Annotated in this window: 21 protein-coding genes and 1 pseudogene; 9 read left to right on the top strand and 13 right to left on the bottom strand. The window is 69.4% G+C overall.

Going from position 1 to position 24,608, the window contains the following annotated elements:
- Positions 1 to 5 precede the first annotated feature (5 nt).
- Positions 6 to 1,433, bottom strand: coding sequence for an APC family permease (locus QEG98_RS08600; RefSeq protein WP_316566357.1), 1,428 nt, complete (start codon positions 1,431 to 1,433; stop codon positions 6 to 8).
- Positions 1,434 to 1,643: 210 nt separating this feature from the next.
- On the opposite strand from QEG98_RS08600, the gene QEG98_RS08595 reads away from it, so the two are divergent.
- Complete coding sequence (locus tag QEG98_RS08595) at positions 1,644 to 2,909, top strand: MFS transporter (RefSeq protein WP_316566356.1); 1,266 nt, start codon at positions 1,644 to 1,646, stop codon at positions 2,907 to 2,909.
- Positions 2,910 to 2,930: 21 nt separating this feature from the next.
- Here the strand turns inward: QEG98_RS08595 and QEG98_RS08590 are convergent, their stop codons facing one another.
- The 4 genes from QEG98_RS08590 to QEG98_RS08575 form a co-directional block, all read right to left on the bottom strand.
- On the bottom strand, positions 2,931 to 3,605 hold the full coding sequence (locus tag QEG98_RS08590; RefSeq protein WP_316566355.1) for a DNA-3-methyladenine glycosylase: 675 nt from the start codon (positions 3,603 to 3,605) through the stop codon (positions 2,931 to 2,933).
- 289 nt (positions 3,606 to 3,894) lie between these two features.
- Positions 3,895 to 4,344 (bottom strand): PH domain-containing protein, encoded by a 450-nt coding sequence (locus QEG98_RS08585; RefSeq protein WP_316566354.1) that lies wholly within the window; start codon positions 4,342 to 4,344, stop codon positions 3,895 to 3,897.
- 444 nt (positions 4,345 to 4,788) lie between these two features.
- Complete coding sequence (locus tag QEG98_RS08580) at positions 4,789 to 5,277, bottom strand: hemerythrin domain-containing protein (protein WP_141594355.1); 489 nt, start codon at positions 5,275 to 5,277, stop codon at positions 4,789 to 4,791.
- Positions 5,278 to 5,334: 57 nt separating this feature from the next.
- Positions 5,335 to 6,849 (bottom strand): FAD-dependent oxidoreductase, encoded by a 1,515-nt coding sequence (locus tag QEG98_RS08575; protein WP_316566353.1) that lies wholly within the window; start codon positions 6,847 to 6,849, stop codon positions 5,335 to 5,337.
- Positions 6,850 to 7,063: 214 nt separating this feature from the next.
- Between QEG98_RS08575 and QEG98_RS08570 the strand changes: the two genes are divergently transcribed.
- From QEG98_RS08570 to QEG98_RS08555, 4 genes and pseudogenes are all read left to right on the top strand, one after another.
- Complete coding sequence (locus tag QEG98_RS08570; RefSeq protein ID WP_141258543.1) at positions 7,064 to 7,255, top strand: hypothetical protein; 192 nt, start codon at positions 7,064 to 7,066, stop codon at positions 7,253 to 7,255.
- A 4-nt stretch (positions 7,256 to 7,259) separates the two neighbouring features.
- Positions 7,260 to 9,365 (top strand): ATP-binding protein, encoded by a 2,106-nt coding sequence (locus QEG98_RS08565; RefSeq protein WP_410477985.1) that lies wholly within the window; start codon positions 7,260 to 7,262, stop codon positions 9,363 to 9,365.
- Positions 9,362 to 9,772: a response regulator gene (locus QEG98_RS08560; protein WP_316566351.1), complete on the top strand. Its 411-nt coding sequence runs from the start codon at positions 9,362 to 9,364 to the stop codon at positions 9,770 to 9,772. The genes QEG98_RS08565 and QEG98_RS08560 overlap by 4 nt, the downstream gene beginning before the upstream one ends.
- A gap of 8 nt (positions 9,773 to 9,780) precedes the next feature.
- Positions 9,781 to 10,613, top strand: a pseudogene (locus tag QEG98_RS08555) (GvpL/GvpF family gas vesicle protein).
- Here QEG98_RS08555 and QEG98_RS08545 read toward each other — a convergent pair.
- The 5 genes from QEG98_RS08545 to QEG98_RS08525 form a co-directional block, all read right to left on the bottom strand.
- Positions 10,602 to 11,717 carry a hypothetical protein gene (locus tag QEG98_RS08545; protein WP_316566348.1) on the bottom strand — a complete coding sequence of 372 codons (1,116 nt, stop codon included), beginning with the start codon at positions 11,715 to 11,717 and terminating at the stop codon, positions 10,602 to 10,604. The pseudogene QEG98_RS08555 and the gene QEG98_RS08545 overlap by 12 nt on opposite strands.
- On the bottom strand, positions 11,617 to 13,581 hold the full coding sequence (locus QEG98_RS08540; RefSeq protein WP_410477984.1) for a Gldg family protein: 1,965 nt from the start codon (positions 13,579 to 13,581) through the stop codon (positions 11,617 to 11,619). The genes QEG98_RS08545 and QEG98_RS08540 overlap by 101 nt, the downstream gene beginning before the upstream one ends.
- Complete coding sequence (locus QEG98_RS08535) at positions 13,578 to 14,300, bottom strand: ABC transporter permease (protein WP_090484309.1); 723 nt, start codon at positions 14,298 to 14,300, stop codon at positions 13,578 to 13,580. The genes QEG98_RS08540 and QEG98_RS08535 overlap by 4 nt, the downstream gene beginning before the upstream one ends.
- Entirely contained in the window at positions 14,297 to 15,226 is a 930-nt protein-coding gene (locus QEG98_RS08530) for an ABC transporter ATP-binding protein (protein ID WP_316566347.1), read from the bottom strand. The genes QEG98_RS08535 and QEG98_RS08530 overlap by 4 nt, the downstream gene beginning before the upstream one ends.
- Before the next feature lie 72 nt (positions 15,227 to 15,298).
- The gene (locus tag QEG98_RS08525) at positions 15,299 to 16,720 is read right to left on the bottom strand and encodes a TIGR01777 family oxidoreductase (RefSeq protein ID WP_316566346.1); all 1,422 of its coding nucleotides are present in this window, start codon (positions 16,718 to 16,720) and stop codon (positions 15,299 to 15,301) included.
- Positions 16,721 to 16,751: 31 nt separating this feature from the next.
- On the opposite strand from QEG98_RS08525, the gene QEG98_RS08520 reads away from it, so the two are divergent.
- The 3 genes from QEG98_RS08520 to QEG98_RS08510 all read left to right on the top strand — a co-directional run bounded on the left by QEG98_RS08520 (position 16,752) and on the right by QEG98_RS08510 (position 19,204).
- Complete coding sequence (locus QEG98_RS08520; protein WP_316566345.1) at positions 16,752 to 17,714, top strand: L-threonylcarbamoyladenylate synthase; 963 nt, start codon at positions 16,752 to 16,754, stop codon at positions 17,712 to 17,714.
- 74 nt (positions 17,715 to 17,788) lie between these two features.
- Complete coding sequence (locus QEG98_RS08515; RefSeq protein ID WP_316566344.1) at positions 17,789 to 18,457, top strand: TIGR02269 family lipoprotein; 669 nt, start codon at positions 17,789 to 17,791, stop codon at positions 18,455 to 18,457.
- Positions 18,458 to 18,484: 27 nt separating this feature from the next.
- Positions 18,485 to 19,204: a double-CXXCG motif protein gene (locus QEG98_RS08510; protein ID WP_316566343.1), complete on the top strand. Its 720-nt coding sequence runs from the start codon at positions 18,485 to 18,487 to the stop codon at positions 19,202 to 19,204.
- 499 nt (positions 19,205 to 19,703) lie between these two features.
- Here the strand turns inward: QEG98_RS08510 and QEG98_RS08505 are convergent, their stop codons facing one another.
- Genes QEG98_RS08505 through QEG98_RS08495 form a run of 3 tightly spaced genes read right to left on the bottom strand, consistent with a single transcriptional unit; the run spans position 19,704 to position 23,647 of the window.
- Positions 19,704 to 20,078 carry a DUSAM domain-containing protein gene (locus QEG98_RS08505; RefSeq protein WP_316566342.1) on the bottom strand — a complete coding sequence of 125 codons (375 nt, stop codon included), beginning with the start codon at positions 20,076 to 20,078 and terminating at the stop codon, positions 19,704 to 19,706.
- A gap of 24 nt (positions 20,079 to 20,102) precedes the next feature.
- A complete protein-coding gene (locus QEG98_RS08500; RefSeq protein WP_316566341.1) occupies positions 20,103 to 22,652 on the bottom strand; it encodes a DEAD/DEAH box helicase in 2,550 nt (849 codons plus the stop codon).
- Positions 22,544 to 23,647, bottom strand: a complete 1,104-nt coding sequence (locus tag QEG98_RS08495) for a hypothetical protein (RefSeq protein ID WP_316566340.1) — start codon at positions 23,645 to 23,647, stop codon at positions 22,544 to 22,546. Before QEG98_RS08495 ends, QEG98_RS08500 begins: the two co-directional genes overlap by 109 nt.
- A gap of 183 nt (positions 23,648 to 23,830) precedes the next feature.
- Between QEG98_RS08495 and QEG98_RS08490 the strand changes: the two genes are divergently transcribed.
- Positions 23,831 to 24,421, top strand: a complete 591-nt coding sequence (locus QEG98_RS08490; RefSeq protein WP_244171327.1) for a hypothetical protein — start codon at positions 23,831 to 23,833, stop codon at positions 24,419 to 24,421.
- Positions 24,422 to 24,608 lie beyond the last annotated feature (187 nt).

Here is a 24,608-nt window from a genome sequence, read left to right as displayed (position 1 = left end):
TCGCTTCATGTCGCCTCCTTCGTTCGTTGCAGTCTGGGAGAGGAAGTGGCCTTGGGGGAGGTCCCCTGCGAGCCCCTGCGGGTGCGCACCGCCTCCACGGCGAGCAGCACGCCGCCCGTACCCAGCACGGCCAGCCCCGCGAGCGCGCCCAGCCCGGTGAAGGCCAGGCTGGAATAGAGGACGTAGGCGCAGATGCCGATGAAGAGCAGCGGCGTGAGCGGATACAGCGGCACGCGGAACGGCCGGGGCGCATCCGGCTCACGCACGCGCAGCACCATCAGCGACACGCCCGTCAGCAGGAAGAAGAGCCAGAAGACGGGCGCGGTGTACTCCACCATCGTCTCGAAGCCCTGACGCGTCAGCGTCCCCAGCCCCACCAGCGCCAGGGAGATGGCCCCCTGCACCAGCAGCGCGCGGGACGGGCCATTGGACTTCGCGTGCCACTGCCCCAGCCCGTTGAACAGCACGCTGTCCCGCCCGAAGGCATAGTGGGTCCGAGCCCCCGTCAGCACCGTGGCGTTGGCGGACGTCAGCGCGGAGATGGCGATGATGACGCTCAGCACCAGCGCGCCCCCGCTGCCCACCGCGCGCTGCATCAGGTCCGCGGCCACCGCCTCCGAACGCGCCATGCCTTCGAGCCCCAGGCCGCGCAGGTAGGCCACGTTGACCAGCAGGTACAGCGCCGTCACCAGCCCGATGCTCGCCAACAGCGACCAGGCGATGGTGCGCCGCGAACCCCGCACCTCCGAGGACAGGTACGCCACCTCGTTCCAGCCGCCGTACGTCAGCAGCACGAACACCATGGCCAGGCCCCAGGCGGTCCCCGACGACGCGGCCGGTGCCGGCGCCGCCTCAGCGGGCACCAGCGCGGGCGTGAACAACAGCCCCACGATGACGACAGCCCCCACGCCCAGAACCTCCAGGGCCGTGAGCAGGTTCTGCGTACGGGTCCCCTGTCGGATTCCTGCGATGTTCACCGCCGTCAGCCCCACCACCAGCATGGCCGCATAGACGGGCGACGAATACGGGCCCAGGGGGAAGAGCTGCGTGGCGTAGTCCCCGAAGACGAAGGCCAGCAGTGCGATGGAGCCGGTGGGGATGACGGTCAGCCGCGCCCACGCGAAGAGGAAGGCGGGCCCCTTGCCCAGCGCGCGGTACAGATAGTGGTAGTCCCCGCCCGGGTGTGGCCAGGCGCTGGCCAGCTCCGCGTAGCACAGCGCGCCCACCAGCGACGCGACACCGCCGAGCAGCCACGTGAGCAGCATGGCCTCACCGCTGGCGGACTGCGCGGCCACCAGCGAGGGCGCCTTGAAGATGCCCGCTCCCAGGACGATGCCCACGGTCAGGGCCATCACATCCAGCACGCGCAACGACGGCGACGGCGCGGACTCGCCCCGCTTCACGACTTCGACTCCTGCCTGCTGCTCCTGCATGGTGACGTGCTCCACGCGCCTCGGCAGCCTTCGCCGTCCGGCGCAAGATGAGGCCGGGACCCGGCCATGGGGAGGATGAGCGTAGAGAGCGTCCCCTCCCCGTCCATGAGACGGAGGGCCCCTCTGCATTGCCGTGGACAGGGCCCCACATCCGGACTGGCGAGCGGACACTTCCTCGTTCCCGACACGGTGGCTCTATGCTGGGCGTCAATGAGACTTCCGTCGTCCCGGCTCGCCCTGCTGTGCATGCTCTACTTCGTGCAGGGCCTGCCCTTCGGCTTCCAGGCCACCGCCCTGCCGGTGTACCTGCGCTCGCAGGGCGTCTCGCTGACCACCATCGGACTGCTCGGCGCGCTGTGGTTGCCCTGGGCCCTCAAGGCGCTCTGGGCGCCCCTGGTGGACCGGTATGGCTCGGCGCGCATCGGCCGGCGCAAGTCGTGGATTCTGCCGATGCAGGCGGGGCTCGCGGCCAGCTGCGCCGCGGCGGCGGTCGCGGCCTCGCGGGACGCGCTCCCCGCCCTGCTGGCGCTCGTCTTCCTGATGAACCTGTTCGCCGCCACGCAGGACATCGCGGTGGATGGCTTCGCCGTGGACACCCTTCGCCCCAGTGAGCTGGGCCTGGGCAACACCGCGCAGGTGGTGGGCTACAAGCTGGGAATGCTGACGGGCGGCGGGCTGCTGGTGTGGGCCAGCGCGCGCATCGGCTGGTCCGGCCTCTTCGTCGCCATGGCGCTGCTGTGTCTGGCCGTCTTCACGGTGATGCTCTTCGCCCGGGAGTCTCCCCCCGAGGCGCACGCCACGCCTTCCGCGGCCACCGCCCGGCAGGAGCCGGATTGGCGCGAGCTGTTCCAGCGGCTCAAGAAGGCGCTCCTGCTGCCGGGCGCGGGCTGGCTGCTGCTCTTCATCACCACGTACAAGCTGGGCGAGAGCATGTCCGACGTGCTCTTCAAGCCGTTCCTCGTCGACGAGGGCTTCACCGCCGCGCAGATTGGCCTGTGGGTGGGCACGTGGGGCACGGGCGCGTCTATTATCGGCTCATTGGCCGGAGGACTGCTGGCCTCGCGCATGCCGCTGCTGGGCGCAGTGGGGCTCACCGCGTCGCTGCGGGTGATTCCCCTGGTGGGGCGGTGGCTGCTGGCCACCGGAGGCGTCACCGACGCGGGCGTCATCGGCGTCACCATGGCCGAGGAGCTCTTCGGCGGCGCGCTCACCACGGTGATGTTCGCCTTCATGATGTCGCGCGTGGACCGGCGCATCGGCGCCACGCACTACACGCTGCTCGCCAGCCTGGAGGTCTGGGGCAAGGCGCCCGCGGGCCCGCTCGCGGGCTGGCTCGCGGACCCGAAGCACGGGCTCGGCCTGGGCTACGCCCCCGTCTTCCTGCTGGGCATCCTCCTGTCCGTGGCCTTCCTGGCGCTGCTGGTGCCCATGCGGCGCCAGAAGCACGCCCCGAGCACCACGCTCAACACCGCCTGAGGCCACAGCCCAGGAACGCCGTCAGCCCTCCACGGGCGGCGCGTCGGGGAGCTCCGCCGAGCGCCACATGTACCAGCTGGCCACCGAGCGCCAGGGCCGCCAGCGTTCGCCGTAGGCGAGCAGCGCCTTGGGCTTGGGCATCTCCGGCAGGCCATAGGCCTTCATGAAGCCCTTGCGCACGCCGTAGTCGTCCACGGGCAGCACGTCGGGCCGCTCGAGTTGGAACATGAGCAGCATCTCCACCGTCCACTGGCCAATGCCGCGCACCTGGGTGAAGTGCTCGATGAGCTCGGCGTCATCCATGCGCCGCACCTTGGCCAGCGGCGGCACGGTGCCGTCCAGCGTCTTGCGCGCCAGGTCCTGGAGCGCGGCCAGCTTGTTGGCGGACAGGCCCGCTTCGCGCAGCGACGTGTCCGGCACGGCCAGCAGCGCTTCCGGCGTGAACTTGCGTCCCGAGCCCACGCGCTCGCACACGCGGCCGAAGATGGTGGCGGCCGCCTTGCCGTGGAGCTGCTGGTAGACGATGGACTCCGCCAGCGCGCCGAACGGGCTGTGCAGCGGACGCACCTGGAGCCGGAAGGGGCCGACCTGCTTCATCAACGCGCCCAGCGTCGGGTCCGCGCGCGACAGGGCACGGCGGACCGAGGGCGTGTAGTAGCTGGGGTATCGAATGACGTCGGGAGGAGGACGCGGCATGGGCGGCGACCATGATGCCGCCGCCCAGCCCCCTTCACGCAACCCGATTCTTGCCGAGCGTCGCTGCCTGGAGCGGTGAGCATCCACGATGATGTCTCCGCTTCGTTGCGGGGGCCCACCAGGCAACGACGACGGCGCGCGTCCGAGGTGGGGCTCGAGCCCGCGCGCGGACGCCCGTTGCGAGTCGCGACGAGCCCGCGCGCCCGGCCTCACCCCGCGGGCGGTGGGCCCACACAACTGCCGGTGGCCTTGTTCCCCCAACCGGAGGTGCTCGCCTGGCGTGCACGCCTCACGTGGCTCGAGTGAACAGATGCCTGTGGCTCACCTGATAGGCCCGCGTGCGGATGAGCTCGCGGAGGGAGCGCGGCGCGGCCATCCAGCGAAGAACCGAGATGGGAGACGTCTTGTCCGTCGAGATGAGGGCGACGGTGCCGATGCCAAGGAGCCGGTCCAGCAGGCTCTGCGAGACCTGGGTATCACCGACACTCCGGAGGTCGATCTCCCCCACGGTTTTGGAGAGGGCTCCGGTCTCGATGATGAGGCGCTGGTTCGTCAGCTTGTAGTGTGTGGTCCTCAGCATGAGGAATGCGCCGAAAAAGCGGAGCAGCTCGTAGACAATCAACGCACCGACAATCCACCAGCCCACCCTCGCCGCCTGCTCCGCCGCCTCGCTGCTCGGAAGGAACGGGCCGAGACGGCCCACGCCTGCACGCAGAACGGCGGGAAGCACCAGCGCCACGAAGCCGAGCGCGAGGAGACGACCGAGAAGGACCCGCCAGGAGGGCGAGCCCTCCCACAGCGTCTCTTCAGGGCCCGGGGCCTCGCCAGAAAGCACCGGCCGTAGCGGCGCGGGGGCTCCGTCCATCGGACGCCCGCAGTGAGGGCATCTCGGTGCGGAGGTCGAGACTTCGCGCTGGCAGTCAGGACATGTGACCAGGGGCATGGAGGAAAGGTATGGGGCCTGGACCTGGTCAACACGGCGGCTGTCCGTCCACGGAGCACGCCCTCTCTCCGGGGCACGACTGGCCGGGCGACAGCGCTGCCCCGCCTTCACATGGGACGTGAACCCACCCTGACTTCTACCGAGCGCTTCGGCCTCCCCTTCTACCGAAGCGCTCCCAAGGCACATCACGCCAGGCCGTCCCAATCCTCAGCGCCCAGCAGATGCCCTCCACCACCCGCGCTAGATAGGCGCGGCGTGCTCCGTCTCCGAGGGCACCTGGGTGCGCGGCTCGCCCTCCATGAGCTCCTCGAACTCCTGCTGCATCTGGACACCCAGGTCCACGAGCTGCTCCTTGGACAGGAGCTTGCGGACCTTCTTGAAGAGCTCGCCCTCTTCCTCTTCGACGTGGTGCTCAATCTGCTCCTGGAGCACCTGCATCTTCGCGTCGAACTCCTCGTCGGATGGCTCCAGGTCCAGCAGATCGGCGATGAGGCGCTTGGCGGACAGGTGTTCCTCGGCGGCCTCGCGCAGCAGCTCCTCCGTGTCCTGGGCCTTGGCCGCGGGATAGAAGTACTGCTCCTCGATGGAGGCGTGCGCGCTCAAGCGGTCGGAAATCATCTCGAAGAGTTCCTGGCGTTTCGCCTCCGCCCCCTCCGAGAGCTTCTCGTACTTCTTGAACAGCTTCTTCACCTCGTCGTGCTGCTGCGTCAACAGTTCGATAGCGTCCATGCTCGCCCTCTCCCGTGTGGATGATGTGTGTCGTGTTGAGGTGTGAAGACGTGCGGCTCAGGTCGGCAGCTTCTTCGCCGGCAGGTCCTTCATGGCGGGGCCGTTGAGCACCTTGCCGGTGGGACTGAAGCGCCCTCCGTGACAGGGACAGTCCCAGGAGCGCTCCGCGCCGTTCCAGTGCACGTGGCAGCCCAGGTGCGTACACACCGGAGACACCGCGTGCGGGGTGCCGTCCTCCGCGCGGTACACCGCGACCTTCTGTCCCGCCACCTCCAGGACCTTGCCCTCGCCGGGCGCCACGTCCGCCAGCCGATGCCCCTCCGGCCGGGACAGGCGGTCCGCGACGAAGTGGAAGGCGACCTCCGCGTTCTCCTGGATGAAGTCCTTCGCGCCCGCCTGGGGCTTCACCCGCGTCGCCGAGTAGAGCGCGGCGAAGGGGTTCTGTCTGTCGAGGATGGCGTCGGAGAGCATCATCCCCGCCAGCGTGCCGAACGTCATGCCCGTGCCGGAGAAGCCGGTGGCCACGTACACGTGGCGGCTGGCCGAGTTGCGGCCGATGTACGCCAGCCCGTCCGCGGGCTCGATGACCTGGCCGGACCAGCGGTGGGTGATGTCCGTCACCGGGAAGCGCCGCAGCGTGTAGGCCTCCAGCGCGGCGTAGCGCCGGGCGGTGTCCTCGTCGGTGCCGACCTTGTGGTCCTCGCCGCCCACGATGACGTAGGTGCGCCCGTTCACCCGCTGCGTGCGGATGTAGTGATAGGGCTCCTGGCTGTCGTAGTACTGGCCCGGCTCCAGCGGCCCGTTGAGCGGCCCCGCCACCGCGTAGGTGCGGTAGGGGTAGAGCTTGGTGTGCATGGCCACGCGGTTGAGCGGCGTGGTGGTGGCCTCCACCACGGCCGCGGCGGTGACGGTGCCCCGGTCGGTGACGACGCGACAGGGCGCGCCGTCGTGGACCTCCGTCACCCGCGTGTTCTCGAAGATGTGGCTGCCGTCGCTGGGAATCCGGTCCGCCAGCGCCAGCAGGTACTTGCGAGGATGGAAGAGCGCCTGGTCCTCCACCCGCAGGGCGCCCTTCACGGGATACGGCAAGGGCACGTCCTGGGTGAAGGTGGCCAGCAAACCGGCCTCGCGCGCGGCGGTGACTTCGTGGTGCAGGTCGGCCAGCTCGCGCTCCGTCTCCGCGTAGCGGTACATGGGCACGCGCTGGAAGTCACAGACGATGCCGAGCTCGTCAACCAGCGCGGCGATCTGCTCGATGGCCGCGCGGCTGGAGGACGCCGCGAGCTGAGCCCCCTTCTCACCGAAGTCGCGCCGCAGCGTGGCGTAGGGCGTGTCGAGCATCTCGGTGAGGTGCGCGGTCGTCTGGCCCGTCTGCCCCGACAGGATGCGGTGCATGTCCAGCACCGCCACGCGCTTGCCAGCGCGCTTCAGGAGCCACGCAGTGGTCAGCCCCGCCATCCCCCCGCCAATGATGGCCACGTCCACCGTCACGTCCCCCGGCAGCGCCGGGAAGTCGCGCGGGGGGGCCGTCACCGTCCAAAGTGACCTGTGCGCCCGCTGCTCGTCGTCCATGGTCCAAGGCTAGGAACGGCGCCTCGGAGCGATAAGCCACGGGAGCGGACCGCACGGCTGGCTGCCTACCCAGCTCCAAGGCGCTGCAGATGTACACGAGCGAACACTGCCGGCCCCCTCGTGTTCGCAAATCACGGTGCGGGCAGGCCTGCTCTGGGGTGGCTCGCCGACGCGCGTTACAAAACCCGGCCCCAGGAGCCGAGGAGCTTCGACGATGCCCGTGGAAAGATTGGCTGGAAGCGCCAGCCTCGTCGACGTCTTGGACCGGGTGCTGGACCGGGGTCTGCGCTGGGACGCGAACGTCCACGGGCAGGCGCTCCAGGACTGGCCACCCGCATCCACACGCACCATCGTGGTGAAGTTCGTGGAGGTGCGAACGCCCACCCCTCACTCCCGTGGAGCCTGACGCAGTGGTCCCCCCCGCCGCACTGCCCACCCCAACCCCCGAGCCAGACGTCGAAGCTCGGCTCGCCCTGGCCGAGCACCTGCTCGCCTGCGACGAGCCACGTCTGTGCGCGCAGCACGTGGTGGCGTGGCTCACCCGCGAGCGGCCGTCGGACGTCGCGGCCTGCCTCGCGCGCGACAGCGGCACGGAAAGGTGGGTCTGCCTCGCGGCCCGGAACCTCTCCGAGGCCCAGCGTGACGCCCTGGCGTTCCAGCCCGGTGAGACCTCCCATCCCCTGGCGGAGACGCTGACGCAGGGGGCGCCTCGCTTCTTCGCCGCCCCCTGCGCCCCACTTCCAGCCGTGGGGTGCATCGCGGTGCCCCTGGGCCGTCCTGGAGCGCCCGCCGCGGGCCTGTTGCTGCTGTCCGCGGACGACCCCACGCTGACGCCGGACGCAGCCTGGGTGAGCGCGCACGTCGGCCCCCGGCTGGCCGCCATGCTGCCCACGGAGGGCCGCGAGGTGGCGGGCGGAGAGCTGCTCCGTCGCATCATCGACACCGTGGCGGACCCCGTGCTGCTGACGGACCTGGAGGGACGGCCCCACATCGCCAACACCCGCGCGGAGGTGCTGCTGGTGGCCGGACCGGATGCGAGCGAAGGCCGCCGCCGGGCGACGGCGCTCAACCGGCGGGTGTTCTCCTCCGCGCTGGCCAGCTTCGCCAGCGGTGAGACGTCCACCGTGCGCCGACGGGAAGTCCCGCTGGTGGACCCGGTGGAGGGAATCGACCTGCTCTTCGAGGTCGTCAGCACACCCGTGCTCGAGCCGGATGGCCGCGAGTCGCTGGTGAGCGTGCTGCGCAACGTGACGGACCTGGGCCGCGCCACCCAGGCGCTGGGGGAGAGCTACCGGCGCCTGCGCGACACGGAGCGGGAGGCCCGCAGCGAGCGGCACCGGCTGGACCGCGTGCTGGACTCCGTGCCGGACCCCCTCATCCTGTCCGACCCGGCGGGCGGCATGGTGATGATGAACGGCCCGGCGGAGAAGCTCTTCGCCACGCACCCCGACAGTGGGGAGGCGGCGCTGCGGCGGCTGCGCTCCAACAACGCGAGCTTCTCGTCGTTCCTCGCCAACCTGCTGGGCGCGGAAGGCCGGCCCCGCTGGCGCGGACAGCTCGGGCTGGTGGACCCGGCCACGGGCGCCACGCTCCCCATGGAGGCCGTGGCCAGCAAGGTCCTGGGCGACTCCGGTGAGCTGACGGGCATCGTCACCCTCTTCCACGACCGCAGCGAGGCGCTGGAGAAGGCGCGGCTGTTGGAGCGGGTGAAGGAAGGCTCCGTCCACCTGGAGGCGCGCGTGCAGGCCGCCACCGCGGAGCTGGCCGAGCAGAACGAGATGCTGCGCCGCCAGGCCATCCAGGTGGAGCAGGCCAGCGCGGCCAAGTCCCAGTTCCTGGCCAACATGTCCCACGAGTTCCGCACGCCGCTCAACGCCATCCTCGGCTACACGAACATGCTGCTGCAGGGCGTGTCCGGCGAACTGAACCCGGCGCAGAAGCGGAACCTCACGCGCATCGACTCCAACGGCAGACACCTGTTGGAGGTCATCAACGAGATTCTGGACATCACCCGCATCGAAGCGGGCCGCATGCCCTTGAACCTGTCGGACTTCGGCATCCCGGAGCTGCTCCAGGAGGTGATGGCGGAGATGGACCCCATCATCGCGCGCAGCAAGCTGACGGTGAGCGCCCACCTCGGCCCGCGCGTGCCGGCGGTGTACAGTGACCGGCAGAAGGTGAAACAAATCGTCCTCAACCTCCTGTCGAATGCGTTGAAGTTCACGCACGAAGGCTCAGTGCAGGTGCAGGCGGAGTACGTGGCTGCTACGTCCACGCTCACCATCTCCGTGACGGACACGGGCATTGGCATCGACCCAGCCAACCAGGAAAAAATCTTCGAGGACTTCCAGCAGGTGGACAGCTCTCCGACCCGAGCCTATGGAGGCACGGGTCTGGGGCTCTCCATCTGCCGTCGCCTGGCTGCCATGCTGGGGGGGCGCGTCACCCTCCAGAGCACCCAGGGCGAGGGTTCGACATTCACCCTGCACTTTCCCCGACGCGCGAGGCGCGCATGATGAACCCATCTGAGACCCCGAAGCCCCTCGTGCTGGTCGTTGACGACTATCAAGATGCCCGGGAGATGTACGCCGAGTACCTGGAGTTCTCCGGCTTCCGCGTCGCCGAGGCCAAGAACGGCCAGGAGGCGCTGGACAAGGCCTTCGAGCTGCGGCCCGACATCATCCTCATGGACCTGTCGCTGCCCATCATGGACGGCTGGGAGGCGACACGGCGGCTGAAGGGCGACGACCGCACGCGCACCATCCCCGTGGTGGCGCTCACGGGCCATGCGATGACGGGGCAGTCCGACGAAGCCAAGGGCGCGGGCTGCGACTCCTTCGTCACCAAGCCCTGCCTGCCGGACGCGCTGGTGGATGAAGTCCGCCGCGTGCTCGCCACCCACGGAGGCGCATCGGCGAGGTGAAGCGCACCATGTCCCGGACGACACGGCCCCGGAAGGGGGCGGCTCACGGCGACACCCGCCCGGCCCAGGCCGCCCGGCCTTCGCCCCCCACGGCGGAGACGGTGACGCCCGACGGGCCCCGGTATCTCTACGGAATCGTCCGTGCCACCGCGCCCCTGGACGTCGGGCGCATCGGATTGGGCACTGTTCCCGCGCAGGTGTACGCGGTGAGCGAGGCGGGCCTCACGGCCCTGGTGTCCGTGGCGCCAGGCCGCGTGGTGGACCCGACGCGAGCGCACCTGATCGGGCACCAGCGCGTCACCGAAACCCTGCTCCGTGAGCACACCGTGCTCCCCGTGGCCTTCGGCACCGTCATGGCGTCCGAGGCCCAGGTACGCGCGGTGCTGCGCACGGCTCATCGCGAACTGTCCGGCGTGCTGGACGCGCTGGAGGGCAAGGTGGAGCTGGGCCTGAAGGTGCTGTGGCACCGCGAGCACCTCGCCCAGCGGTTGGTGCTGGAAGACGCCCAGCTTCACCGGCGCGATGATGAGCCGGAGGCCGAGCACGAGCGCCGCTTGGAGGCCGCCGTGGAGGACCGCGCCGGGCGTGACATGCGCGCGCTGCTGGAGGGCCTGCGCCCCCGCGCCGCCGCCATGCGTGAGCATCCCCCGTAGGTGAGCGGATGCTGCTCAACGCGGCCTTCCTCGTCGAGCGGGCCCGGCAGGAGTCCTTCGAGGAGAAGGTCCGCTCCCTGGCCGCGCGCGCGGACACGTACTCGTTCCGCTTCACCGGTCCCTGGGCGCCGTACAGCTTCGTGGACGTGCACCTGGGGCTGCGTGACGAGGACGCATCACTTCCCTGAAGCGGAGGACACGGGCGCCGTCACCCGCGCCGCCTCTTCCGCCAGTGCGTCCATCCCGGCGTGGAGCCGGGCCCAGCCCGTGGTGTGCTCGGTCCGGGCGTAGAAGCCATCCTCGCCCTTCACCACCATGAGGTGGCCAACGGCCCGGCCCGCGCGCAGGTAGTCCACGCGGAAGGACTCCTGCGGCTCGCCCCCGGGAAGCGGCTCGTCGCGGCCGAGCAGGTCCACCGGCATCATCCGCCACACGCGGTCATGCCAGTTGCGCGCGAAGTCGTCCGGCCGCTCCGGTGCGTCCTCCGGCGCCAGGACGACCGGGCCGGGTGCCTTGCCCGTGGCCCGGAAGGCACGGGTGGCGCCGCCCGCGCGGATGGTCACCGCGTCGAAGTCTCCCAGGTCGAAGGTGTGCAGCCGGCGGTCCACCAGACGGCTGTTCGCGTTCTCCAGGTCCGGCAGCATCGCCGGCCCCAGCAGGTACACGCGGCCGTCCTCCTCGCTGCGCAGGTACGGCGTCCCCCAGCCGCCCGGAGGCGACGCCAAGGCGAACACACGCGCCTTGCCGGCCACGGTCAGCGTCAGCTTGCGCGGAGACGTGGCCAGGCCGACCTCCTCCAGCTTCTTCGCGTCCAGTTCCCCCAGCGCCCGCATGGCGCGCATGGGCGCGAAGCGGGAGAACAGCTTGTCCGCCACCTCGTTGGCGCGCAGCTCGCGCGGCGGTGGCGGTTCCTCGCGCGCGGCCACGGGCGGCTGTCCCGTGGCGGCGCCAGTGCCCGCGTCCGTGCCCACCGCCGCGGTGGCCACTCCCGCGTCCGCCGCCTGCGGAGCCAGGCCCGCGTCGGTGGCGCCGGCATTCGCACCGCCGGAGGCCGCCCTGGAGGCCTTGTAGCCCAGCCGCACCCAGAGCCGGTCACGCTCACTGGCATCGCGGAACACGTCCACGAAGCGGGAGTCGTCCTCGTAGCGGATGCTGTCCAGCGCGCGCGCCGGAACATCCACCACCGTGACTTCACCCGGGCCCGCGGAGGGCTCGCGCTGCCAGACGACGAACGCCGCAATCAACGCGGCCGCCGCCAGGGCCCCTTGGAGGGCCAGGTCCCGAACCTTCATCGCTCACCTCCCGCCACCGCGGGCGCGGCGCGCGGCGTCCCCGCCGGCGCGTCGTCACGAAGCCCACCGCCAGCACCAGGGCCGGCCCCAGGAACACCGTCGCGTAGAACCAGAGGACGTCCTGCTCCCGCGTGTGCTGGATGGGCGTGTCTTCCTCCGAGGACACGGCGCCGGAGATGGACTCCTCACCGGTGAGCCACCGCAGCGTGTCCACCGCCAGGTACGCGTTGCCCATGTTGCCTATCAGCAAGTCACTCACCGCGTCCGCGTCCGCCATCACCACGGCGCGCATCGACTCCTGGCCGGCCGGCGCGGGCTTCTCCACCGCGATGACCAGGGGCCAGGGCCGCCGCATCTCGCCCGCGTCCAACGTGAAGTTGCCATTGGCGTCCGCGAAGGTGGCGCCGTGCGCGCGCACCGACACGTCCTGCGCAATGCCACCCGGCAACGGGTGAATCTGCTCCAGGGCGCCCGCGCTCAGGAAGACAGCAGGCGCCTGTCCCGCCAACGACGACAGCGACGTGACGGACGGGTGCGAGGAGAACGTCGCCGTGCCCAGGTTGCCGCGGTCGCTCTGCTGCCGCGACGTGCGGAAGTACACCTGGTCATTGGCCAACGGCGTCTTGAGGTACTTCAGGCCCAGGGGCTCCAGCAGCGGCTGGAAGTCCGGCCCCTCCGGCTCCAGCGCCAGCCACAACCGGCCACCGCGCGCGGAGTACTCGCGCAGGGCATTCAGCTCCTCGGGGAGGAACGCCTGCGTCGGGCCCGCCACCACCACCACGGAGGCGTCACGCGGCACCTCGGTGCCCAGGCCCTCGGAGACACCGAGCGGCCGCACGTCCACGTTCTGCGCGCGCAGCAACTCCTTCAGCTTCTCCACGGACGGGCGGGTCGTCTCGCCCGGCACCGCTCGCGACTCGGCGCGCTCACCGTGGCCAGACGTGAAGTAGACGACCCGGCGAGGCCGGGCCACCGTCAGCAGGCGGCGCTGGACCTCCTGGTCCAACCGCTGGAGCTGGCCGCGCGCCCGCTCGATTTCCAGGCCCACCGTGAGCGGCTCCTTCCGGTCGCCGCGCGCCAGGACGATGGTGCCGTTGTTGTGGACGCCCAGCGACTTCGCCCGAGCCGGCTCCACCGCCTGGTCCAGCCGCACCACGTTGAGCAGGCCTGGACTCTCCACGGACAGGTCGCGGAAGTACTGCCCCACCGCTTCGCCCACCTCGTTCGCGGGCGGGAAGAAGAGCGTCACCTGGAGCGGCTCATTGAGCCCGCGAATCACCTTGCGCGTGCCGTCGCCGGGCTTCGCGGTGCGGAAGTAGGACAGGTCCCACGTCACGTCGGCCTGGGTGGCGACGAACATGGACGCGAAGGCGAAGACGAGCACGAAGGCCAGCCCCAGCCCGGAGTACAGCGCGCTGCGGACACGGCCCGTCTCCAGCACGGGTGCGCGCGTCATCGCCGCGGCGGCGACCTCCACCATCGCCAGCGGCAACAAGCAGCACGCGAGCAACGCCGGGAAGAGCGCCGCCAGCGACACCGCCAGCCGAGGCGCCTTCTGGGACAAGGGGCCGCCGAAGAGCCCGGTGCCTACGTCCGATTGGACGAAGTAGAGCCCCAGGGCCAGGAGACCCACGCCGTACAGGCCCGACACCCACGCCTCGACGGCCCGCCGGTCCGCGCTGGCCGACCGCATGCGCGCGAAGCGCCAGCCCAGCGCCCCCACTGCCACCGCCACGCCCAGGCCCGACAGGACGGTGCGGCCCGTGCCGATGCCGAAGAGCCGCTCACCGAGGAAGACCGCCAGCAGGCCCGACACGAAGGCCAACGTCACGGGGAGCCCCCCGCTCGAAGGACGCGCGCTCATCGCCACCTCCGCGCCTCGAGCACCCGCGTGGCCGCGAACAGCGCCACGTAGGTGACCACGAGGTAGTAGACGACGTCACGCACGTGGATAAGCCCCGCCTGGAACGGCGGGAAGTGCTGATTCCACAGCGACATCGCGCTGAAGACATCCGCCAGTGGCTGCTCGGTGATGCGCGCCAGGAGCCAGCACAGGATGAGGGCCACCAGCATCACCGCGGACGTAATCGCCGCGAGCAACTGGTTGCGCGCCAGCGAGGAGCCGAAGGTCCCGACCGCCAGCGACGCGCTGCCCAGCAACAGCAAACCGAAGTACCCCGCCGCCACGTGCCCGAAGGACACCTTGCCGTTCACCATCACCAGCAGCGGCATGTAGACAGTGCACAGGAGGTACAACGCGAGGAAGGCCAATCCCGCGAGGAACTTGCCCAGGACGATGTCGCGGTCGCGCAGCGGTGACGAGTACAGCAGCGACAGCGTGCCCGTCTGACGCTCCTCGGCCAGCAGGCGCATCGAGATAAACACCGAGGCGACGACGGTGAAGCCGCTCGAGTAATAGAAGAACTGCGACAGCACCTCGGCGGAGCGCTTGCTGGCGCCGCCCAGGGCATAAGCGTTGAAGAACAAGCCGTTCAACGCGAGGATGACCGCGATGATGACGTAGCCGCTGAGCGTGCGCAGATAGGCGGACAGCTCGCGGCGGGCGATGAGCAGCGCTTTCACGCGCGCGCCTCCTGGCCGTGTGTCAGCCGCAAGAAGATGGACTCAAGCTGACCGGCTCCCTGGTCCAGCCGCAACAACTCCAGACCCGCGCCCACCACCGCCTGCGCCACCTGGGGCCGCTGGTCGGGCGAGGCCCGCACCGTCAGCGCCACCAAGCCATCCGATGCGCGGTCCACCTCCACCGTGCCAAAGTGCTGGAGCACCTCCACCGCGCGCGCCTTGTCGCCGCGCACCTCCAGCTCGATGGTGCCCCGGCCGCCCATCTTCGCCGCCAACTCCTCCTCCGTGCCCTGCGCCACCAACATCCCCTTGTGGATGATGAGCAGCCGGTCACACGTCTGGGAGATTTCAGGGAGGATGTGGCTGGAGACGAGCACCGTGTGCGCGCCCTTCAACCCGCGGATGACGTCACGCATCTCGACAATCTGCCGGGGGTCGAGCCCGCTGGTGGGTTCGTCGAGGATGAGCAGGGCGGGCTTGTGCACCAGCGCCTGCGCCACGCCCACGCGCTGGCGATAGCCGTGACTGAGCGTGGAGATGAGCTCGCCGTGGACGTCACGCAGGCCCGTCTTCTCCTCGGCCTCGCCCACGCGGTGGGCGGTGTCCCGGGACGTGACACCGCGAAGCTGCGCGACGTACGCCAGGTATTCCCCCACCGTCATCTCCTCGTAGAGCGGAGGCACGTCCGGCAGGTAGCCGATGCGCTGGCGGACCTCGTGGGCATTGCTCACCACGTCATGGCCGTCGATGACGACATGCCCCGAGGTCGGCAGCAGCACGCACCCCAGGACCTTCAGCGTCGTCGATTTTCCAGCGCCATTGAGGCCCAGGAAGCCAATGACTTCTCCCTGGCTGATGGTGAAGGCCAGGTCCCGGATCGCCGCGTGCTCACCGTAGTATTTGGTCAGCCTTTCGACCTGAATCATCAGGAGTCCTCTCCCCTTCGAATGCGTCGTTTCTTCTGGCGCAGCGGAGGGGATTGTCAAGCGCCGGACTCGCTAAGAATGGCGGTATTCAGGGCCCTTCGTCGTGCGCCCCAACGTGAAGCGCAGCGCGCTTTCCAGGTCGGGAAGGAGGAAGGCGAACCCCAGCCGCTGGGCTGCCTGAGGCACGATTCGCGCGCCATCCAGCAGCGCCTCTTGCCCCATCTGTCCGAAAAGGGTTCGCACCGCGGGCGCGGGGACCGGGAAGACGGCCGGACGCCGCAGCACCTTGCCCAGCGTCCGGGCGAAGTCCGCCTGCCGCACCGCCCCCGGCGCCACGGCGTTGATGGCTCCGCGCGCGGCGTCGGTGAAGACAGAGAAGTGGATGAGCCCGAGCACGTCCTCCAGCGACACCCAGCTCATCCACTGCTGCCCGGAGCCGATGGGCCCGCCGCCTCCCGCGAGGAACGCTGGCAGCATCTTCGCCAGGGCGCCCTCGCGCGCGTCCAGGACGGGACCGATGCGCAGGTGTACCACGCGGATGCCCGCGGCCTCGGCGGGCGCGGCGGCGGCTTCCCACTCGCGTGATACCTGGGAGAGAAAGCCCTTCCCGTCCGTGCTGCTCTCCTCGGTGAGGACTTCGTCGCCGCGGTCCCCGTAGATGCTGCTGCCGCCCGCTGAGACGAGCACCTTCGGCTTGCGCTTCATCCGCGCCAGGGCTTCGGCCAGGGTGCGAGTGCCCTGGGTGCGGCTCTTGAGGATGGCGTCCTTGTACTCAGGGGTCCAACGCTGGCCGGCCACGTTGACGCCCGCGAGGTGCACCACGGCGTCCACGCCTTCGAGCGCGTCGGTGTCCACCTCGCCCTTGTCAGGCGCCCAGGCGACCTCGTTCCGCAAGGAGTCCGCCTTGCCGCGCACCATGCGCTTCACCGTGTGGCCGCCCGTGGTGAGAAAGGGCACCAGCGACGAGCCCACCAGCCCCGAGGCTCCGGTGACGGCGATGGTGAGCGGCCCCTGCCCTGTGAAGGCGGCGTGACGCTTCAAGTCCTCGAGCGTGACGCGGTGGCGGTACGCGAACATCCGTTCCAGGGTGCGCCGGGCGAAGCCTCCGCCAAAGAGGCTGCCCAGGGGGCCTACGGGGAGGACGTATTCCACTTCGTCATCCAGGATGGACGTGCCCGTGGCGGGCTCGGGCCACATCCGGTGGGTGTGGACCCACTTCGCGAAGGGGCCGGACATCTGCGTGTCCTGGAACATGGCGTCTTCGACGTAGGCGGTGTGCTCGGCCACCAGGCGTTGGGGGATGGGACCCACGCGCATGCGGACGACGACGCGGGCGCCGGTTCGGATGCCATCGCCGGTGCGCTCCAGGACCTCCATCCGCTCCCAGGGGGGCGTCAGGCGTTCGAGCGCCCCCTCCCGGGCATGCCAGGCGAAGAGGTCCTTGGCCGTGACGGGCATCCGAGTGCGAGCATCGAAGACGTGCGACTTGCCCATGTTCCCTCCTGGGGCGACAGTGCGGCGGCGCATGATTGCTCCAGAGTCCCTTGAACGCGCGGTGGAATTGCTGCGGCACGGTGGTGTCGTCGCCCTGCCGACGGAAACCGTCTACGGTCTGTCCGCCAACGCGGAGGACGAGCTGGCCGTGCGCCGCGTCTTCGCCATCAAGGGCCGCCCCGCCACCCACCCGCTCATCGTCCACATCCCAGGCGTCGAGCACCTGAACACGTGGGCACGTGAGGTCCCAGAGGCCGCACGGAAGCTGGCCGAAGCCTTCTGGCCCGGGCCATTGACGCTGGTGCTGCCGCGCACGGCGCGGGCCACGGATGCCGTCACGGGTGGGCAGGACACCGTTGCCCTGCGCGTGCCGAATCACCCGGTGGCGCTCGCGGTGCTCCAGAAGCTGGGCGGAGGGCTGGCCGCGCCGAGCGCGAACCGGTTCGGGAAGGTGAGCCCCACCACGGCGGAGCACGTGCGGGAGGACCTGGGCGGAGACGTGGACCTCGTCCTGGATGGAGGCCCGTGCACGGTGGGGGTGGAGTCAACCATCGTGGACTTGAGCTCGGATGAGCCCGCGATTCTGCGGCCGGGAGGACTGGCTGCGGAGGATGTGGAGCGGGTGCTGGGGCGCAAGGTGCCGGTGAGGACTTCGTCCAAGGTGCGGGTGTCAGGCTCACTGGAGTCACACTACGCGCCGCGTGCAGGCGTGGTGCTGACCGAGCCCGGGCAGGCCGTGATGCGCGTCCAGGAACTGCGTGAACAGGGATTGCGCGTGGGGGTACTGGGGCCTGCGAGCCTTGCGTTGCCACCCGACGTGCCGCGCTTCGATGTGCCGGATGAGCCCGCGGGTGCCGCGCGCGTGCTGTACGCCCGGCTGCGTGAGGCGGATGCACAGGGGCACGACGTGCTGGTGGCGTGCCTCCCTGCTGAGAGCGGCCTGGGCATCGCTGTCCGCGACAGGCTTTCGCGTGCCGCCGCGCCGCGCGGGTAGCGATTACGCCAAGCAGCTTGGGTCTGCCTTTGAAGGTAGCGCTTGGGGTAGCTTCCGACTGACGCCTGCACGACGTGAGTCCGGAAAGGCCCATACTCTTGCGCACACTCGCTTCAACTCTGCGATTGCTGGTGCTGAGTTGTTTGCTCGTCGCCTGCGCGTCCGCTCCCCCCACACCAGATCCGCCACGTGGCATCGCGGAACTGGAATCCGCGGAGCTTTGCGAGGCCACCGAAGCCGCACCATGTGTCTCCCTGGCTTGTGACGAGGGCTGGTGCGCCTTCTTTCTCTGCGAAGACGTGGCGCCGCGGGTCGAGCCTGCGCTCATGCCCGTTGCTCGGCCACCGCTGCGCAGAGGCTGGGGTGTGCGTCTGGGCATTCGCATTGGAGCTCAGCCGGTCATCACATTCCCATGGCGCCCGCACGTCCAGGTTCGGCCGGTCTATCAACTCCCGGCAGGCCGGTATGTCAGGCACCACATCTTTCCCCAAGCCCCCGACCTCGCGCTCTACTTCCAGCGAGCCGGCATCAAGATTCACGACTTCACGTTGGTGATTCCCGAGCATGTCCACCGGTACATTCACGGGGGCGGTCCGCGAGGGGGACGATGGAACGACGCGTGGGCACAGTTCATCAAGGCCCATCCACATCCTCCGCGCCCCGATGTCATCTATCGCCACGCCGGCGACCTGATCTTCCGCTTTGAACTGACCGGGAAGGTCATGCCCTACTACAAGCGCTGAGATTGGCCGACTGAGGAGGCTGGGCTCTTGAAGTTCTATGTGGTCGAAGAAGACAGGACCGCTGGGTTCACCGGAAACCTACGCGCCCTTCCCCCTTGGGGGCTTCCAGGCGTCAGCCCCTGCGACACATGTGGAGCCGCAGGCGGCTGGGCTGGCCTCCAGTACCCGTGTGTCGACCTGTCGGGCCTCCAGGAGCGCAAGGCGCTCGAAAACCCAGGCCGCCAGGTCAGCTTCGAGGAATTCTCCCGATTGAGGGACTTGGTTCGTCCATTCGCGCCTGATTGGGCTCGACTGGAACCCGGCGCCGATTTCGGTCCGCCCACCGGTACGGGCAGCGGCACCTTTGGCGACCTCTTCCTGCAGAACCCATGGTCGCTCTACATCCGCCGTGAAGCCGTGGAGCGCCTTCAGAGCGCGGGCATTCATGGCCTGTCAGGCTGCCCGCTGAACGTGCGGTTCCGAGGAAAGAACCCACCCGAGCTGCTCGCCATGCAGTTGGAACTCCATGGTCGACTGCACATTGATGGCGTGCCGTCAGGAGAGAGCCCTGTCTGCCTGACATGCGGGGTGTCCCGACACGAGTTACCTCGGCCGCCAATTCTCGACGTTCATTCGACGCCCGCTCCTCGAGATCTCTTCCGGCTCTACAACTGGTCCACTCTCATTGTGGCGAGCGAACGCATGGTGGCCGCAGTGCAGCACCTTGGCTTACGTGGCATTCGCTTCAGCGAACTCGCGACCCGCTAAGGACCGTCCGTTTCCGTCACCTAGCGGATGTCTTGCTGTGTGTGCAGGCGCACCCCAACTCGCACATCGACGAACTGCTCCCCAACGAGAGGAAGCGTCGGAGCGCCACCGATTCCCCCGAGTCACGCCTCCAGACCATGCCCCTGAACATCTCGCTCGGCGCGGTGCGCATCGAACACGGTCCTCGTCCGACATCAACCGCTGTCGCCACCTCTCTGGCCGGACGGTTACGAAATGAGCTCCGGGACACCCGAGGAGTCGTCCGTTCCGAGGGCGACGTCAAGACCTGGCTGCCGTCAGCGAACATGGGACGGCTGAAGCACTGCTCGGCGATTCGACCCCGGTGCCCGACTGGGATGACACCATCGGGAAGAAGGCCGCCGATGTGATTGAATGGCTGACTTGGAGTAAGCCGTCGTGACGCGCACTGATTCAGCGCTGGTTCCGGGGCACATCCAAAGCACGACGGGAGCGTAGCGTCAGTCATGCCTCGGCTCCGTCAGGATTCGTCATCCAGTGCAGCAAGGTTCACACGCAGAATGTCCTGGTAGTGCGGCACCACTTCCACGACGAGCGCGTCGTTCAGTAGCTGGCGAGCGCCGTCGACGTCCCCATCGTCCCGGCAGCGCTCCACTTCAGCCAAGGTGCGAGACAGACGCCGCGAACCATTGCTGATGCGTTGCGACACTTCCGTCAACAACTCATCAGCGGTGGGCTCAGACTGTAGCGCTCGCTCCGCATCACTGAGAGCGATCCCCACTTGAGGAGCTGTCCTACGTAGTATCGAGCGTGTCGACTCCGTGAACGCGAATGGCTCCCCGTGGGCCACACGGCGGGCGAGGTCTCGAACATCGGTCCAGTTCAAGCCGTCCATGTCATTCCCTATCCAGGATTGGAATCAGTGCCGAGTCCGAGGCCCCTCCTCTTCCCCAGGCGGAGCCAGCCGCTGGGACAACAGTCCCAGCAACTCCTGGGTCGACAGCCGTCCCGCCGCGTCCTTTCCTTCCAGCACCCCCGCGACCAGCGCGCGCTTGTGCTCGTGCAGCGACAGCATCTGCTCCTCGATGGTCCCCCGCGTCACCAGGCGGTACACCGTCACCGGCCGTTCCTGGCCAATCCGGTGCGCGCGGTCGGAGGCCTGGTCCTCCACGGCGGGGTTCCACCACGGGTCCAGGTGAATCACCGTGGTCGCCGCCGTGAGATTCAGCCCGAAGCCACCGGCCTTGAGTGAAATCAGGAACAGCGGCACGTCTCCCTCCTGGAACGCGCGGACCCGCTCCGCCCGAGCCCCCGCGGGCGTCTGCCCATCCAGGTACTCGTAATCAATCCCCTCCGCGTCCAGCACCTCGCGCACCAGCGCCAGGTGGGAGGTGAACTGGCTGAACACGAGCGCGCGATGCCCCTCCGCGCGGAGCTCCCGCACCAACTCCATGAACCGCTCCAGCTTGGCCGACTCCAGCTTCGACCCCGCGTCATACAGCCGTGGATGTGAAGCCAGGAGCCGCAGCCGCGTGAGCGCCGCCAGAATCTCGATGCGCCGCTCCTGCTCCTTCATCTTCGGCTTGCGCGTCTCCAAATCAGAGAGCGCCGCCAGCCGCGCGTCCTCGTAGAGCGCCCACTCCTCCGACGAGAGGACGATGGGCACCCGGATGTCCGTCCGAGGCGGAAGCTGCGCCTCCACCTGCGCCTTCGTCCGGCGCAGCAGGAAGGGCTGGAGCACCCGCGCCAGCGCGGGCGCGGCCGTCGGGTCCACGCCCCGCTCAATCGGCGCGGCGAAGCGCGAACGGAACGCCTCCCAGCTCCCGAGCAACCCCGAGAAGACGACGGCGAAGAGACTCCACAGCTCGCCCAGGTGGTTCTCCAGCGGCGTGCCCGACAGCGCGAACTTGAAGTCCCCCTGGAGCGCCCGCGCCGCCCGGAAGCGGTGCGTCGTCGCGTTCTTCAACGTCTGCGCTTCATCGAAGATGATGGTGGAGAAGCGCAGCTTCGACAGCCGCTCGATGTCCCGCGTGAGCAGGCCATAGCTCAACACCAGCACGTCCTTGGGCCCCAGTTGCTCCAACGTCCGGCCCCGGTCCGCCGCGTCCGAGAACAGCGTCATCCGCAGCGACGGCGCGAAGCGCTTCGCCTCGTCCATCCAGTTGAAGGCCACCGACGTTGGCGCCAACACCAGCGCGGGCCCCAGCTTGCTCCGGTCCAGGAGCACCGTCAGCGCCTGCACCGTCTTGCCCAAGCCCATGTCATCCGCGAGCACCCCACCCGCGCCCCATGAAGCCAGCCGCGTCAGCCAGCGGAAGCCTTCCAACTGGTAATCGCGCAGCGCCGTCTTCAGTCCCGAGGGAACCCGCGGCTTCAGCTCCTTCGCCGCGAAGATGCGCTCCACCAGGGACTGCCACGTCTTGTCCGCCTCCACCTCGGCGCCCGCGTCCTCGAGCGCCGTGAGCGTCTCCACCGCAGAAGGCCCCACCTCCAGGCCATGGCGCGTGGCATGCGCATGGTCCGCCAGCCGCTCCAGGTGCTCCCGCAGCGCGCCTTCAATCTCCACGTAGGACGTCGAGTCCACCTGGACGAAACGTTCCTTCCGCCGCGCCGCATCGAGCAGCCGGGCCAGCTCCACTCGCTCGCCTTCCACGGAGAGCCCACCCAGCACGCCAAACCAGTCCCGCTTCCGCTCCAGGATGACCTTCAGCGCCGGAGGCGCGGCGGCATGGAACAGCCGAACCGGCGCCCCCACCCACTCCAGCTCCGGCTTCGGCTCCAGCTCCACACAGGCCGAGAGCACCGCCAGGCCGCCCTGCGCGCTGGTGAAGCGGAAGGTGAAGGGCAGCTCCTCGGGCTCCGCCGTGTCGAGCGGCAGCCGGGCCTGAAGCAACTCCGCCGCGTCGCGCTCCTGAACGAAGTCACGCACCGCGTGCACGGCCCCTGTCCCCCGCCGGACGTGGACGTCGCGCGCCCCCTCCCCCGGAATGAACGTGGGACTGTCCGGCAATGGGCGCGTGCGCAGCTCCACCCGGACCGCCCCGCTCGCATGCGCCTCCATGCGCACCACGGGGGCGTAGCGCAGCGGCACCGACTCCCCCAAGACGCTCCGAGGCAACGCCACCGGCACGCGCAGTGACAGCTTCGACAGTTGGTCCAGCAGCGCGACGTGGCTCTCCGGCGGAAACGAATTGCCGTGGCGGTTCAGCGCCGAGAGCAGCGCGCGGACCTCGGGGCCCGCGTCCAGCACCGTGAGCACCCGCTGGCTTTCATCCCAGATGTAGAGCCCCTCTTCCGGCTGAGCCTTGCGCACCCGCTCCAGCATCGCCGCGGGCAGCATCGCGCCATCCACCCCCGCGCTCACGATGACCACGCCGTCCCGGTCCTCGGCGACGAGCCCGACCTTCGCGCGCTCGATGCGCACCAGCAGGTCCGGGTTCTCATCCAGGTGGATGCGGGGATGCCCCACCAGTTCGAAGAGCAGCGCGCGCGACGCGGGGCCTCCGACTCCGGCAGCAACGCCGCCAGGCGCGCGTCCGCCGCCGACAATTGCGAGCCATGGTCCTGCAGCAGCTTGCGCCGGCTCACCTTCGCGCCCGTGCTGCGCTGGCCCTTCTTGTTGCGCTTGTGCACGTAGGCCGCGAGTTCCACGCCGTACCCGTTGATGACGTCCAGCCGCCAGGAGACCTCGCCACCTCCAGGCCCACCGGGACTGTCGTCAACGGCCCGCTCCAGCGCCCGCAGCGCGCGCTCCCAACCGGGACGGACCAGTTCCTCCAGCTCCTCTCCAAAGGACTCGGACCAGGGCTGGCGCAACCACAGCAACGCCGTGTCGATGGCCGCCAGCAGGTGGACGCAGAACGTCGCGCCACAGGAACAGTCCCCCGTCACCTCGGTGGGAGCGAAAATCAGCCGGGCCTCGGGAAGGATGAAGCCCGCATGCGCCCCCACAGGCAGCTCGGAGATGCGCGTCTCGCGGAGACGGAAGCCTGGGAGCGGCGCGTCATACTGCATCAGGTCCGGCACCAGCGCGTGCATGGGCCGGGGGGCCACGGACGCCGGAACGCGCGCACGCAGCGCCAGCAACAGGCCATGGACGCGATGCGTGCGGGACTCGGCGGGCGGAGCGAGCCGCTCCTCGAGCGAAGCCCGCGACGCCTCCGCCCCCAGCCGCTCCGCCTCCACGAAGCGCCAGGCGAGCGCGGGCAGCAGCTCCTTCATCCGGGGAGAGGGCATCGCCTCCGTCATCCACCGCGCCAGCGAGTCCGTGCTCAGCAACTCCACCAGCCTTCGGCGGGCGAGCACGGGACGCGCCTGGGGCAGCCAGGCCGCTTCCACCAGCGGCATCAGCACCGCCAGGCTCAGCCGCGACAAGTGCTCGAGCCCCTGCGCCCGCAGCCACGCCAGCGCGTCACGGGTCGTATCGAACAAGGGAGTCACGGGCTTCTCTGGCGGCGCGGACATGCACCCGCTTCTTCGCAAAGCACGCACGAAACGCAAGCAGACCCATGAGGCGAGGACGCAAGACGGCTGGCTGCCCTGCACAGCCCCGCTCCACTTTCCGTATGTCCCTGCCGATATGGCCGCCTGGCCGTGGCGTTGTCACCCAACGACACACGTCCCGCGTCCCCTCACGGAGGCCCGCCGATGACGATGAACCCCGCGTTCGTAAGCATCCTCACGCTGCTCGCACTGGTGGGTTGCACGAACCAACGCCAGACGCTGCTGGAGCGCACGAGCAGCTATGTGGTGTACGACATGCCCGCCCGGCAGGTCATGAAGGCCGCCGAGGCGATCCTGAGTGAGCGCGGCTATGCCCTGCTGCCCAGCACGGACCCGATGTTCCTCATCACGCCGTGGAAGGTCTCCGGCAACTACGACGTCTTCACCCACTGGTCCCGCGTCTACGTCGAGGGGCACAAGCGTCCCGACGGCCGGTTCACCGTGCGCGCATACCATATGGCCGCCAACATGCCCGCCCGGACGCAGTCGCTGCCGACGCCGGAGACGACGACCATGACGACCCCCGAGGAGAAGCAGAACATCATGCCCACGGTCCTGCTCTCCACCGAGCCCGTGCTGGTGCGCTCCGCCAGGCCCAACCTCCGCAGGGACCTCGAGCTCGAATGGGCCATCATGGAGCGGCTCGACCCAGACTTCGCCGGACGCGTCAAGACGCAGGTCGACGTGTATCTCGCCCATTCGTCCTCGAAGCGGCCGGGTGACGTACTTGAATGACCTCGCCTGCTTCGATATCCCGCGAGGGCTGCCAAGGAGCGTCCCCGCGTGAAGCAAAGCGTGTTTGGTCTGGTCGTCGCCCTGTCACTGACCGCCTGCAAGGAAGAGCCCCGTGGGAAGATGGAGCCCATTCCCCGCCCGCCGGGGATGAAGGACGCTCCGCCCCCCGCGGAAGCCGCTCCCGCGG

This window comes from Myxococcus sp. MxC21-1, assembly GCF_032612255.1.
Classification (GTDB): domain Bacteria; phylum Myxococcota; class Myxococcia; order Myxococcales; family Myxococcaceae; genus Myxococcus; species Myxococcus virescens.
Note: the sequence above shows the minus strand (reverse complement) of the source record. Positions and strands in the feature narration are given on the sequence as shown.

Bases quoted from the DNA above. Each gene is read 5' to 3' on its own strand.
- QEG98_RS08505 (WP_316566342.1), bottom strand. From the start codon at position 20,078: ATGGACGGCTTGAACTGGACCGATGTTCGAGACCTCGCCCGCCGTGTG.
- QEG98_RS08525 (WP_316566346.1), bottom strand. From the start codon at position 16,720: ATGGGCAAGTCGCACGTCTTCGATGCTCGCACTCGGATGCCCGTCACG.
- QEG98_RS08580 (WP_141594355.1), bottom strand. From the start codon at position 5,277: ATGGACGCTATCGAACTGTTGACGCAGCAGCACGACGAGGTGAAGAAG.
- QEG98_RS08490 (WP_244171327.1), top strand. From the start codon at position 23,831: ATGACGATGAACCCCGCGTTCGTAAGCATCCTCACGCTGCTCGCACTG.
- QEG98_RS08575 (WP_316566353.1), bottom strand. From the start codon at position 6,849: ATGGACGACGAGCAGCGGGCGCACAGGTCACTTTGGACGGTGACGGCC.
- QEG98_RS08560 (WP_316566351.1), top strand. From the start codon at position 9,362: ATGATGAACCCATCTGAGACCCCGAAGCCCCTCGTGCTGGTCGTTGAC.
- QEG98_RS08520 (WP_316566345.1), top strand. From the start codon at position 16,752: ATGATTGCTCCAGAGTCCCTTGAACGCGCGGTGGAATTGCTGCGGCAC.
- QEG98_RS08570 (WP_141258543.1), top strand. From the start codon at position 7,064: ATGCCCGTGGAAAGATTGGCTGGAAGCGCCAGCCTCGTCGACGTCTTG.
- QEG98_RS08545 (WP_316566348.1), bottom strand. From the start codon at position 11,717: ATGAAGGTTCGGGACCTGGCCCTCCAAGGGGCCCTGGCGGCGGCCGCG.
- QEG98_RS08595 (WP_316566356.1), top strand. From the start codon at position 1,644: ATGAGACTTCCGTCGTCCCGGCTCGCCCTGCTGTGCATGCTCTACTTC.
- QEG98_RS08540 (WP_410477984.1), bottom strand. From the start codon at position 13,581: ATGAGCGCGCGTCCTTCGAGCGGGGGGCTCCCCGTGACGTTGGCCTTC.
- QEG98_RS08495 (WP_316566340.1), bottom strand. From the start codon at position 23,647: ATGTCCGCGCCGCCAGAGAAGCCCGTGACTCCCTTGTTCGATACGACC.
- QEG98_RS08530 (WP_316566347.1), bottom strand. From the start codon at position 15,226: ATGATTCAGGTCGAAAGGCTGACCAAATACTACGGTGAGCACGCGGCG.
- QEG98_RS08590 (WP_316566355.1), bottom strand. From the start codon at position 3,605: ATGCCGCGTCCTCCTCCCGACGTCATTCGATACCCCAGCTACTACACG.
- QEG98_RS08600 (WP_316566357.1), bottom strand. From the start codon at position 1,433: ATGCAGGAGCAGCAGGCAGGAGTCGAAGTCGTGAAGCGGGGCGAGTCC.